The following is an 11848-nucleotide window of genomic DNA, read 5'->3' as shown; positions in this document are numbered from 1 at the left end:
CACCTCGAACATGATCGGGCCGAGCACCTCCTCCATGATGGCGCGGAGGCCGCGGGCGCCGGTCTTGCGCAGCACCGCGAGGTCGGCGATCGCCTCGAGGGCGGGCTGTTCGAAGTCGAGCTCAACGCCGTCCAGCTCGAACATGCGCTGGTACTGACGTACCAGGGCGTTCTTGGGCACGGTGAGGATCTGCATGAGCGCCACCTGGTCGAGCTGCGTGACGGTGGTCACCACGGGGAGCCGGCCGATGAACTCGGGGATCAGACCGAACTTGTGCAGGTCTTCCGGCAGCACCTCGCTGAAGAGGTTGATGTCGTCGCCCTTGCTGTGCAGCGGGGCGCCGAAACCGATGCCCTTCTTGCCGGCACGCTGGGAGATGATGTCGTCGAGACCGGCGAACGCGCCCGCCACGATGAACAGCACGTTGGTCGTGTCGATCTGGATGAACTCCTTGTGTGGATGCTTACGCCCACCCTGTGGCGGCACCGACGCAACGGTGCCCTCGAGGATCTTCAGGAGCGCCTGCTGCACGCCCTCGCCCGACACGTCGCGCGTGATGGACGGGTTCTCGCTCTTGCGCGAGATCTTGTCGACCTCGTCGATGTAGATGATGCCGGTCTCGGCCTTCTTGACGTCGTAGTCCGCGGCCTGGATCAGCTTGAGCAGGATGTTCTCGACGTCCTCGCCGACGTAGCCGGCCTCGGTCAGCGCGGTGGCGTCGGCGATCGCGAACGGCACGTTGAGCATGCGCGCGAGGGTCTGGGCGAGGTACGTCTTGCCGCACCCGGTCGGGCCGACGAGCAGGATGTTGGACTTGGCCAGCTCGACCTGGTCGTCCTTGGTGCGCGCGCCGGCGGCCTGCGCCTGGACCCGCTTGTAGTGGTTGTAGACCGCCACCGCCAGCGACTTCTTGGCGCCGTCCTGGCCGATGACGTAGCCGTTGAGGAAGTCGAAGATCTCCTGCGGCTTGGGCAGCTCGCCCAGGCTCAGCTCGGCACCCTCGGCGAGCTCTTCCTCGATGATCTCGTTGCAGAGGTCGATGCACTCGTCACAGATGTAGACCCCCGGCCCGGCGATGAGCTTCTTGACCTGCTTCTGGCTCTTTCCACAGAAAGAACATTTCAGCAGATCAGCCGTTTCACCAATGCGTGCCATGCGGGGAGTCCCTTTCGAACGGAGATGCTGCAGTGCTCGGTCCGGGCGGGCGACCGAGCGACCAGAATTCCACCGTAGCGGCGAAATGCCTCGTCGTCTCGGTCACCACTCCGGATGACGTGGTGCGAGATGAAATCAGATCGCGGGGACCTTGAGGGTGTTGAGGACCTCGTCGACGAGACCGTACTCGACGGCCTGCTGAGCCGTGAGGATCTTGTCGCGGTCGACGTCCTTGCTGACTTCCTCGATCGACTTGCCCGTGGCGTCGGAGATCATCTTCTCCATCAGCTCGCGCATGCGGAAGATCTCGTTGGCCTGGATCTCCAGGTCGGAGATCTGACCGCCGGTGCCCTCGGTGTAGGGCTGGTGGATCAGGATGCGGCTGTTGGGCAGCGCCAGCCGCTTGCCGGGGGTGCCGGCGGCGAGCAGGATCGCGGCGGCCGAGGCGGCCTGGCCCAGGCACAGCGTCTGCACGTCGGGCTTGATGTAGCGGATCGTGTCATAGATCGCCGTCAGCGCGGTGAACGAACCACCGGGGCTGTTGATGTAGATGCTGATGTCACGGTCCGGGTCCATCGCCTGCAGCGACATGAGCTGCGCCATGACGGCATTGGCGACGTCGTCGGTGATCGGGGTGCCCAGCATGATGATGCGGTCCTCGAACAGCTTGGTGTAGGGATCGATGCGACGGAACCCGTACGACGTGCGCTCTTCCCACTGGGGGATGTAGTAGCTCATGAGATGTCTCCTGCGCTCGACACGACGTGATCGATGAGGCCGTACTCCTTGGCCTGCTCCGGCGTGAACCACCGGTCGCGGTCGGAGTCGAGCTCGATCTGCTCGACGGTCTGTCCACTGTGCTGGGACTGCAGCTGGTTGAGCTGCTTCTTGAGCAGGACGCTCTGCTCGGCCTGGATCTTGATGTCCGACGCCGAGCCACCGATGCCGCCCGAGGGCTGGTGCATCATGATGCGCGCGTGCGGCAGCGCGTAGCGCTTGCCCGCCGTGCCGGCCGCGAGCAGGAACTGCCCCATCGACGCGGCCAGGCCCATGCCGAACGTCGCGACGTCGTTCGAGATGAACTGCATCGTGTCGTAGATCGCCATGCCCGAGTCGACCGAGCCGCCCGGGGAGTTGATGTAGAGGAAGATGTCGGCCTGCGGGTCCTCGGCGTTGAGCAGCAGCATCTGCGCGCAGATCGCGTTGGAGTTGGCGTCGCGCACCTCGGAGCCGAGGAACACGATGCGTTCCTTGAGGAGTCGCTGGTAGATGTGGCCGTCGAGATCCGAGGGGCCGGCCTCGCCGGCCATCCTCGGCGACAGTGGGCTGGTGCTGGCAGATAGGTTCACGTCCCCAAACCTAGACGGGCCACGACGCGAACACACGCGAAAACACGGCTGTTCGCTGACGGCATACGCCGCGCCGCTCGACACGCCTCAGTCCAGGCCGCCGATGACGTGCTGGTCCCAGTCGATGACCGAGCCCGTCACGACACCGCTGCGGTCCGACAGCAGCAGCACCACGAGCGCCGCCATGTCGTCGACCTGGCCGAGCTGCCCCATGGGCTGGGTCGCCGCCGCCTTCGCGAGCCATGTGTCGTCGGCGCCGTGGAACCTGCGCTGCACGACGTCCTCGCCCTCGGTCTCGGTCCAGCCGATGTTGACGCCGTTGATCCGGATCCGGTCCCACCGGTGGGCGTGGGCGGCGTTGCGGGTCAGGCCCGCGAGCCCGGCCTTGGTCGTCGAGTACGGCGCGAGGTGCGGCTGGCCGCCGTGCGCCGACATCGTCAGGACGTTGACGATCGTCCCGGGTGCGCCGCGGCCGACCATGTCGGCGACGGCCGCCTGCATCAGGAAGAACGGCGCCTTGAGGTTGACCGCGACGTGGTCGTCGAACAGCTCGGGTGTCGTGTCGAGCAGCGAGCCCCGGCTGGTGAGGCCCGCGGCGTTGACGAGGCTGTCAATGCGACCGAACGCCTCGATCGTGGCCGCGACGGTGTGCCGGGCCTGGTCGAGGTCGGCGAGGTCCGCCTGCACGAAGACCGCATCGTCGCTGCCAAGCGTCCGCAGCTCCTTCGCGAACGCCTCGCCGACGTCGGCGCGTCGCCCCGTCACCACGACGGAGGCGCCCTCCCGGACGGCGGCGCGGGCGATGCCGGCGCCGACGCCCTGCGTTCCCCCGCTGACCAGGACGACGCGGTCGGTCAGGAGGTCAGCCATCCGTGCGCCGCCGATCGGCGTACCCGGCGAGTGCCTCGTCGACCCGGCTCGCCGGCCAGCCCTCGTCCAGCGCCTGGTGCAGGATCTCGGCCTGGGACAGCGGCGTCAGCCCGTCGATCGGCTGGTCGAGGTCCAGGTTGGTCGGGAACGGGTAGCCCTCGGCGGTCGCGGCGATCGCGTTCGCGAGCCGGCCCGGGTCGGCACCGGCATCCTGTCGCGCCGCCAGCACGGGATAGACCGACCTCGACACGCGGGCCCGGTCCACGGCCTCCATCGCCCGGCCGAAGCCCGACGAGACCTGCAGCAGGTTGGCCATGCGCTGGACGTCGGCGGACACGTTGTTGCCGGCTCCGTGGAACACCGCGGGGTTGAAGAACGCGGCGTCCCCCTTGGCCAGCGGCAGCTGCACGTGGTGCTCGGCGAAGTACGCCCGGAACTCCGGTCGGCGCCACGCGAGGTAGCCGGGGGCGTACTTGTGCGAGTGCGGGAGGTACATCGTCGGCCCGCTCTCGACCGGCATGTCGGAGTGCGCCACGGCACCCTGCAGCGTCAGCACGGGCGACAGCAGGTGCACGTGGGTGGGGTACTGCTCCACGACGTCGTTGGCCAGGAAGCCGAGGTGGTAGTCGCGGTGCGGGTCCTGCGCGACACCGCCGGGACGGACGACGTTGACCTGAGAGGTGATCTGGTAGCCCGGGCCGAGCCACGACCGCGAGATCAGCGCGAGCAGGTCGTTGGCGTAGTAGTCGACGAACGCCTCGGGGTCGCGGACCGCGAGCTTCTCCAGCGCGTTCCACACCCGGCTGTTGGCGCCCGGCTTGGCGAAGTGGTCGCCGGGCGCGGTGCCGGCGAGGCGCTCGGCCTCGATGATCTCGTCGAACACCGCCGTGACCCGGTCGACGACCGCGTGATCGTCGAACGCGCCGGCCAGCACGACGATGCCGGGACCGTCGGACAGGGCCCGGACGAGCTCGGCCTCGACGTCCTCACGCCGTGCGGGGTCGGCGATCACGGGACGCAGCGCGGCGGCCTCGTAGACCAGGACGTCGTGGTCGACGCGGGCGGCGAACGGGTAGTCGGCGGCATCGGTCGTGGCCTCGACGACGGCGGCGAAGTCGTCGAGGCGGCAGTCGTCCTCGCGCAGCCGGGCGGGCCGGGCCTGCGAGCCGTGCAACGTGCTGGTCATGGTCGTCTCCTGGGGTCGGGGTACGTCTCGACGGTAGTGGCGGGCGTAGGATCGCCGCGGACGCAAAACCCCTCAAGAACACCTCAGAGTGATGCGGAGCACAGGATGGGCCACCGCTATCGGCTGCGCGAGATCGCCCAGCAGTCGGGGCTCAGCCTGGCCACCGTGGACCGGGTCGTCAACGGCCGCCCCGGCGTGCGCGCCGGGACGGTGGCGGAGGTCGAGCAGGCGATCGCCGAGCTCGACCGTCAGGCCTCCCAGCTGCGGATCGCCGGGCGTACGTTCCTCGTCGACCTCGTGATGCAGACCCCCGCACGGTTCTCGGCCGCGGTCCGCCAGGCGTTGGAGGCCGAGCTCCCGCACCTGCGCCCGGCCGTGATCCGGTCACGGTTCCACCTGCAGGAGTCCAGCTCCCCCGCGGAGGTCGTGCGGACGCTCCGGCGGGTCGCGCAGCGCGGCTCGCAGGGCGTGATCCTCAAGGCGCCCGACACCCCGGAGGTCACGGCCGCCGTGGGGGAGCTCGTGGATCGCGGCATCCCCGTCGTGACGCTCGTGACGGACCTGCCCGCGAGCCGCCGACTGGCGTACGTCGGCATCGACAACCGGGCCGCCGGGGCGACCGCGGCGTACCTCGTCACGTCGTGGACGGCGGACCACGTCGGGACGGTGCTGATGACTCTCAGCAACACGACGTTCCGCGGCGAGGACGACCGTGCCGCCGGGTTCCGGGACACCTTGGCGTCGCTCGCACCGGGCAGGGCGGTCCGCGCGGTCACCGGGACCGACGGCCTCGACGCGTCGATGCCGGAGGCGGTCGGGGCGGCGCTGCGGGCGGACCCGGCGATCGACGCGGTCTACTCGATCGGGGGTGGCAACGTCGCGACCCTCGAGGCGTTCCGGCGGGCCGGCCGGGACTGCCGGGTGTTCATCGCGCACGACCTCGACGAGGACAACGCCGCGCTGCTGCGGCAGCGTCGCCTGTCCGCGGTGGTGCACCACGACCTGCGCGACGACGTGCGGCGGATCTGCCGGATCATCCTGCAGGCCCACGGCGCCGTCCCCGGTCCCGTCGTGTCGCTGCCCTCCCCGATCCAGGTCGTCACCCCGTACAACGAGCCCAGCGCGTTCCGCTGAGGGACACCCGCGGCGCGGTGTCGGATTACCACGGTCCCTCAGCAGACCTGCACATCCCGCAGGAGACATCCCACGGGATGTGACAGGTTGCCGAGGGACCGTGGTAAACCGTCAGAGGGTGAAGGCCTCGCGGAAGCCTTCCAGGGCCCGGACCGAGCCCTCGACGGACGGGTCGGAGGCAAAGGCCTCCATCGCCACCACGCCGTCATAGCCCGCGTCGGCCAGCGCCCGGGCGACGAACGCCCAGCGCACCTCCCCCGTGCCCGGCTCGCACCGGCCCGGGACGTCCGCGACCTGCACCTCGCCGACGTGCGGGGCGGCGCGCCGGATCAGCTCGACGAGGTTCCCCTCCCCGATCTGCGCGTGGTAGAGGTCGAGGTTCATCTTCAGGTGCGGGCTGTCGACCGCCGCGACGAGCGCCAAGGTGTCGGCCGCCCGCGCGAACGGCGTGCCGGGGTGGTCGACCTCGGTGTTGAGGTTCTCCAGCACGAACGTCACGCCGTGCCGCTCCCCCAGCTCCGCGATCCGCGCCAACGTACGTCCGGCGGCCAGCCACATGTCGCCCGTCACGACCTCGACGGGGAGCACCGGGATGCCACCCTCCCCGAGCCCCGTGCCGTGCAGGTTGAGCGACGGGCACCCGATCGCCTGCGCGAACGGGATCGACGCCTCCGCCGTGCGCAGCAGGTCGTCCGCCCCGGCCGGGGTGATCAGGTCGCCCGTCACGTACCCCGTCATCGACGTGAACGCCGCGCCAGTCGCGGCCAGCGCCGCGGCGTCCTTCTGCGTCCAGTCCCAGATCTCCACCGCGAAGCCGGCCGCATGGATCCGCTCGACCCGCTCCAGCAGCGGCAGGTCCGTGAACACCATCTCGGCGCAGACCGCCAGCTGGAAGCTCATCCGTAGAGCTCGGGGCGCTCCGGCACGTCGACGGCCTCGCGGGCGCCGGAGTGCAGAGCCGCGACACCCGAGGCGGCGACCAGGTTGGCGACGTAGCCGTCCCACGCGGTCGCGCCGACGACGTCACCCGCGAGCGAGGCATCGGCCCACGCGGCGAGCTCGAGCCGGTAGGACTCGATGAAGTGCGCCACGAAGTCGCTGCCGATCGAGCTGCTCCCCTGGCCGCCGATGCGGCGCACGACGGGGGTGCGCGGCTCCAGGGTCGCGGACCCACCCGTGCCGACGACCTCGACACGGACGTCGTAGCCGTAGGCCGCGTTGCAGAACACCTCGGCCGTGATCATCTGGCCGTCGGCCATCCACAGGGTCGCGACCTGCGGGTCGCGGAAGCCCTCGGTGATCGGCGACTCGACGCGGATGCCCACGACCTCGTCGTCGAGCAGCCAGCGGAACGTGTCGAACTCGTGGATCATCGAGCCCGTCACGAGGGTCGCGTCGTCGGTGCTGGTCGTGTTGGACGCGTTGCGGTGGATCCCGTGCAGCAGGCGCACCTCGCCCAGGGACCCGTCGGCGATCGACCCCTTGAGGTCCACGAAGCCGGGGTCGAAGCGGCGGTTGAACCCGACCTGGACGAACCGTCGGCCGGCGGCGACCTCGGCGTCGACGACACGACGCGCGTCCTCGGCGGTCACGGCCAGCGGCTTCTCGCACAGGACCTGCTTGCCGGCGGCGATCGCCGCGATGGCCAGGTCGGCGTGGGTGAAGTCCGGGGACGCGATGACGATCGCATCGACCTCGGGGTCGGCGATCAGCGCCTCGGCGGAGTCGGCGGCCTCGCCGCCGACCGCCTCGGCGACGGACTTGGCGCGGGCCGTGTCCATGTCGAAGACCCGGATGACCTGGGCGGACGGGACACCGGCGGCGAGCGTCGCGACGTGCGACGCTCCCATCGCGCCGGCGCCGACGACGCCGACCTTCAGCTTGGAGCTCACAGGGAGACCCACTTTCGTTCGTTGGAGGACAGGATCATGGCGTCGACGACCTTCGCCGCCGCCAGGGCGTCGCGGATCGTGGCGCCGACCGGCTTGCCGGTCGCGATGGACTCGACGAGGCGGCGGGCCTCGACGACCTTGAGGTCGTCGAAGCCGATGGGATTGTTGGTGCCGGGCTGGAAGACGCTGAGCTCGCCGTCGCCCGGACCGGCGTACTCCGTGGCGTAGAAGCCGTTGAGGTAGTCCTGGCCGGCGCAGACCCGCAGCTCGTTCATGCGGCGGAAGTCCCACGCGACGGCACCCGTGGTGCCGTGCACCTCGAAGCCGTAGGTGTTCTGCTCGCCGACCGCGGTGCGGCTCGACTCCAGGATGCCGCGCGAGCCGTCCGCGAGACGGAACAACGCGTTGACGTAGTCCTCGTTCTCGACGTCGCCGAGCTCACCGGCGCCCTTCTCGTAGTGCATCGCACCGGGCAGCGCCGCCCGGCGCTGCGGGATGAACGTCGCCCGGTCGACCACGAGCTCGGCGATCGGCGCGACGACGTGCTGCACCAGGTCGGCGGCGTGGCTCACGAGGTCGCCCAGGACGCCGCTGCCGGCGTACTGGTTCTGGAACCGCCACGACAGCGCGGCGTCGGGGTCGGCCGAGTAGTCCGCGAGGAAGCGGACCGTGGTGTGCTCGACCGTGCCGATGCGGCCCGACGCGACGATCTCGCGGGCCCGTTCGACGGCCGGCACGTTGCGGTAGTTGAAGCCGGCCGCGGCCTGCACGCCCGCGGCCTCGACCGCCGCGACGATCTCGGCGGTCTCCGCCGCGTCACGACCGGCCGGCTTCTCGACCCACAGGTGCTTGCCGGCCTCCGCCGCCGCGACGGCCACGTCACGGTGGATGAAGTTGGGCCCCGTCACGCAGACCAGGTCGACCTCGTCGTGCGTGACGAGCTCGCGCCAGTCGGTCACGAGGTGCTCGAACCCGTAGGCGTCGGCGGCCCGCTTGGTGCGGTCGTCGGGCGCGTTGTCGGCCACCGCGACGAGGCGGGGGCGCAGCGGCGCGTCCGGGTAGTGCTGGAGCAGGCGGGACAGGGCACGGGCGTGCACCTGGCCCATCCAGCCGAACCCGACGATGCCGACTCGCAGCTCCGTCGTCACTGGACCTCCGCCTTCATGGCCTGGGCGACCTCGGAGTCCGCCCCCATCTCGTTCTCGAGCTCGTGCGCGAGCGACTCCAGCTCGGCGCCGCCGGCCATCATCGAGGTCAGCTCCTCGAGGGTCATCTCGCTCTTGGGGAAGTCGCCCATGCTCTTGCCGCGGCGCAGCAGCATGAAGCGGTCGCCGACCGGGTAGGCGTGGTGCGGGTTGTGGGTGATGAACACGACGCCGAGGCCACGCTCACGCGCCTTGGCGATGTACTTCAGCACGACACCCGACTGCTTGACGCCGAGCGCGGCGGTCGGCTCGTCCAGGATCAGCACGCGGGCACCGAAGTAGACCGCCCGGGCGATCGCGACGCACTGGCGCTCGCCGCCGGACAGCGTCCCGATCGGCTGCTCCACGTCACGCAGGTCGATGCCCATCGCGGCGAGCTCGGACTTGCTGATCCGCTTCATCGCCTCGACGTCGAGCTTGCGGAACGGCCCGACGCCCTGGGTGATCTCGCTGCCGAGGAAGAAGTTGCGCCACACCGGCATGAGCGGGACGACCGCGAGGTCCTGGTAGACCGTCGCGATGCCGAGCTCGAGCGCCGCGCGGGGGCTCGACAACGTCGTCGGCTCCGCGTCGATCAGGAGCTCTCCGTCGGAGTGCTCGTGCGCTCCGGCGAGGATCTTGATGAACGTCGACTTGCCGGCGCCGTTGTCCCCCAGGACGCAGGTGACCTCCCCCGCGCGGACCGACGTCGAGACGTCGCTGAGCGCGATGATGTTGCCGTAGCGCTTCCCGATGTCGCGGACCTCGATGACCGCCGTGCCGCGAGCGGCCGGGACGGACGTGTTGCTCGCGTCCTGGATCTTGTTGGACGTGCTGGACTCCGTGGACTTTCCGATCATCGTGCTGTCTCCGCCCTCTTGCGTACCCACTCGTTGAGGAGCACCGCTCCGAGGAGCATCACTCCCAGGAAAGCCTTGAGCCAGTTGTTGTCCCAGCCCGAGTAGACGATTCCCTGATTGACCATGCCGTAGATCAGCGCGCCCAACGCAGCGCCGATCGCCGAGCCGTAGCCGCCGGTCATGAGGCAGCCACCGACCACGGCGCAGATGATGTAGATGAACTCCTGGCCGACGCCGGTGTTGCTCTGCACCGTCGACGTCGTGAAGAGCAGCAGCATGCCGACGAGCCAGCCGGCTCCCGCGGTCGTCATGAAGAGTCCGACCTTGGTCTTGAAGACCGGGACGCCGATCTGCCGGGCCGCGACCTGCTGGCCGCCGACCGAGAAGATCCAGTTGCCGGTCCGGGTCCGCAACAGGACCCAGGTCGCGATCGCCGTCAGGCCGATCCACCAGAACACCGAGGCGTAGATCGCACCGCCCGGCTCGGAGCCGTTGATGTCCAGCGCCGAGCCGAAGAGCTTCTTGGCCTGGTCGTAGTACGGCACGTTCGACATGCCCTGGATCGCCACCTGGCCGATCAGCGACTTCGTCCCGGCCAGGTCGATGCCCTGCAGGACGAAGAACGTCCCGAGGGTCACGATGAAGCTCGGCAGCCCCGTGCGCATGACCAGGATGCCGTTGATGGCCCCGATCAACAGGCACAGTCCGAGCGACACGAAGATCGCGGCCCAGATGTTGACCCCGTACTCCGTCGTGAGGACACCCACGACAAGACCGCTGAAGCCCGTGATGGCTCCGGCCGACAGGTCGAACTCGCCACCGATCATGAGCAGGGCGACCGCGACGGCCATGATGCCGATCGTGGATGCCCCGCGCAGCCAGGTGCTGGCGCCGCTCGCGGTCGCGAAGGCATCGGTCGTGACGGCGAAGAAGATGAAGATCACGATGGCGGCCGCGAGGGCCCCGATCTCCGGACGTTTCATGAGTTTGGTGAGGGTCGACGTCCGCGCGATGCGCTCGTCTCCCACGGTGGCTGTCGCCATGTTCTGCTCCAATGTCGGGCTGACTGCGCAGGGGCCCGGACGGGCCGGGCCCCTGCGCAGGTCAGGTCAGCGGGTTCCGTTAGCGGCGAACTTCAGGACCGCGTCGGCGTTCTCCTTGGTGATGAAGGCCGGGCCCGAGTTGACGGGCTGTCCGCCGCCCACGTCGTTGCCGTTGATGTCCTTCAGGTACAGCGTGGTGACGCCCAGGAAGCCCTGGACGTAGGGCTGCTGGTCGACCGCGAAGAGGATCTTGCCGGACTGGATGTCCTTGATGACGTCCTCGGAGAGGTCGAACGTGGCGATCTTGGCCGAGCTGCCGGCCTCCTCGACCGAGCCGACGGCGTCGATCGCGTACTGGCCACCGAGGGTCAGGACGGTGTCGATGCTCTTGTCGGCCTGCAGCTTCGAGGTGATCGTGGCCTGGACGGCGGAGTCGTCCGTGCCGTCGACCTGCAGGTTGGTCATCTTGCCGCCGAACTTCGCGGCCGCGGCCTTGCACCGCTCCTCCAGGCCGATGTTGCCGGCCTCCTGGATGACGCAGATGCCGTTCTTGAGGCCCTCGCTCTTGAGCCGCTCGCCGACGGCCTCGCCGGCGATCGTCTCGGTCTGGCCGATGTGGGTGATCGCGCCGAAGTCCTTGAACTTGTCGACGCCGGAGTTGATCGAGACGACCGGCACGCCCGCGGCGACGGCCTTCTTGATGCTGTCCTCGAGCCCGTCCGGGTTGGCCATCGAGACGACGATGCCGTCGACCTTGTCGGCGACCGCGCCGTCGATCAGCTGCGACTGCTTGGCCGGGTCGGCGTCCGAGCTGTACTCGACCTTGACGCCGTAGTCCTTGCCGGCCTGCTCGGCACCGGACTTGACCCGGTCCCAGAAGGCGTCGCCCGGTGCGCCGTGCGTGACGACGGCGTAGGTGTAGTCCTTCTTGGCGGTCTCGGCCGTGCCGCTGTCGCTGCCCGTGCCGCTGCATGCCGCGAGGAGCGCGCCGGCGGCGGCGACGATGCCGACGATCTTGATTCTCTTCATGGTGTTCCTGTTCTCTCCGTGGTGACCCGGCGTCATTGTGCCGTCGGGAAGTTCAGCTGGGCGAGGGATTCCTCACTGACGTGGGGCCACCGGGTGGTGACCACCTTCGCCTGGGTGTAGAACCTCACACCTTCGGGACCATGGAT

At 69.4% G+C, this 11848-nt stretch carries 12 protein-coding genes; 1 reads left to right on the top strand and 11 read right to left on the bottom strand.

Going from position 1 to position 11848, the window contains the following annotated elements:
• From clpX to JWQ91_RS12315, 5 genes are all read right to left on the bottom strand, one after another.
• A partial coding sequence (gene clpX, locus JWQ91_RS12335) for an ATP-dependent Clp protease ATP-binding subunit ClpX (protein WP_297784427.1) occupies positions 1–1155 on the bottom strand: 1155 nt, incomplete at its 3' end.
• Between the two features lie 135 nt (positions 1156–1290).
• Positions 1291–1893: an ATP-dependent Clp protease proteolytic subunit gene (locus tag JWQ91_RS12330; RefSeq protein ID WP_297784424.1), complete on the bottom strand. Its 603-nt coding sequence runs from the start codon at positions 1891–1893 to the stop codon at positions 1291–1293.
• The gene (locus JWQ91_RS12325) at positions 1890–2465 is read right to left on the bottom strand and encodes an ATP-dependent Clp protease proteolytic subunit (RefSeq protein ID WP_297784429.1); all 576 of its coding nucleotides are present in this window, start codon (positions 2463–2465) and stop codon (positions 1890–1892) included. The genes JWQ91_RS12330 and JWQ91_RS12325 overlap by 4 nt, the downstream gene beginning before the upstream one ends.
• Positions 2466–2591: 126 nt before the next feature.
• Entirely contained in the window at positions 2592–3374 is a 783-nt protein-coding gene (locus JWQ91_RS12320) for an SDR family oxidoreductase (protein ID WP_297784421.1), read from the bottom strand.
• Positions 3367–4560 carry a phytanoyl-CoA dioxygenase family protein gene (locus JWQ91_RS12315; protein WP_297784418.1) on the bottom strand — a complete coding sequence of 398 codons (1194 nt, stop codon included), beginning with the start codon at positions 4558–4560 and terminating at the stop codon, positions 3367–3369. The genes JWQ91_RS12320 and JWQ91_RS12315 overlap by 8 nt, the downstream gene beginning before the upstream one ends.
• Before the next feature lie 105 nt (positions 4561–4665).
• Here JWQ91_RS12315 and JWQ91_RS12310 point away from each other — a divergent pair, with 105 nt between their 5' ends.
• Complete coding sequence (locus JWQ91_RS12310) at positions 4666–5694, top strand: LacI family DNA-binding transcriptional regulator (protein WP_297784415.1); 1029 nt, start codon at positions 4666–4668, stop codon at positions 5692–5694.
• 111 nt (positions 5695–5805) lie between these two features.
• Here JWQ91_RS12310 and JWQ91_RS12305 read toward each other — a convergent pair whose 3' ends face one another.
• The 6 genes from JWQ91_RS12305 to JWQ91_RS12280 form a co-directional block, all read right to left on the bottom strand.
• Entirely contained in the window at positions 5806–6594 is a 789-nt protein-coding gene (locus JWQ91_RS12305) for a TIM barrel protein (protein ID WP_297784412.1), read from the bottom strand.
• Positions 6591–7586, bottom strand: coding sequence for a Gfo/Idh/MocA family oxidoreductase (locus tag JWQ91_RS12300; protein WP_297784410.1), 996 nt, complete (start codon positions 7584–7586; stop codon positions 6591–6593). Before JWQ91_RS12300 ends, JWQ91_RS12305 begins: the two co-directional genes overlap by 4 nt.
• Positions 7583–8734 (bottom strand): Gfo/Idh/MocA family oxidoreductase, encoded by a 1152-nt coding sequence (locus JWQ91_RS12295; RefSeq protein WP_297784408.1) that lies wholly within the window; start codon positions 8732–8734, stop codon positions 7583–7585. The genes JWQ91_RS12300 and JWQ91_RS12295 overlap by 4 nt, the downstream gene beginning before the upstream one ends.
• Positions 8731–9630 carry an ATP-binding cassette domain-containing protein gene (locus JWQ91_RS12290; RefSeq protein ID WP_297784405.1) on the bottom strand — a complete coding sequence of 300 codons (900 nt, stop codon included), beginning with the start codon at positions 9628–9630 and terminating at the stop codon, positions 8731–8733. The genes JWQ91_RS12295 and JWQ91_RS12290 overlap by 4 nt, the downstream gene beginning before the upstream one ends.
• Positions 9627–10673 carry an ABC transporter permease gene (locus JWQ91_RS12285; RefSeq protein ID WP_297784402.1) on the bottom strand — a complete coding sequence of 349 codons (1047 nt, stop codon included), beginning with the start codon at positions 10671–10673 and terminating at the stop codon, positions 9627–9629. Before JWQ91_RS12285 ends, JWQ91_RS12290 begins: the two co-directional genes overlap by 4 nt.
• Before the next feature lie 66 nt (positions 10674–10739).
• Entirely contained in the window at positions 10740–11702 is a 963-nt protein-coding gene (locus tag JWQ91_RS12280) for a sugar ABC transporter substrate-binding protein (RefSeq protein WP_297784399.1), read from the bottom strand.
• Positions 11703–11848 lie beyond the last annotated feature (146 nt).

This window comes from Aeromicrobium sp., assembly GCF_025965075.1.
Taxonomy (GTDB): Bacteria; Actinomycetota; Actinomycetes; order Propionibacteriales; family Nocardioidaceae; genus Aeromicrobium.
The sequence above is the reverse complement of the archived record's forward strand: the minus strand, read 5'-3'. Positions and strand labels throughout refer to the sequence as shown.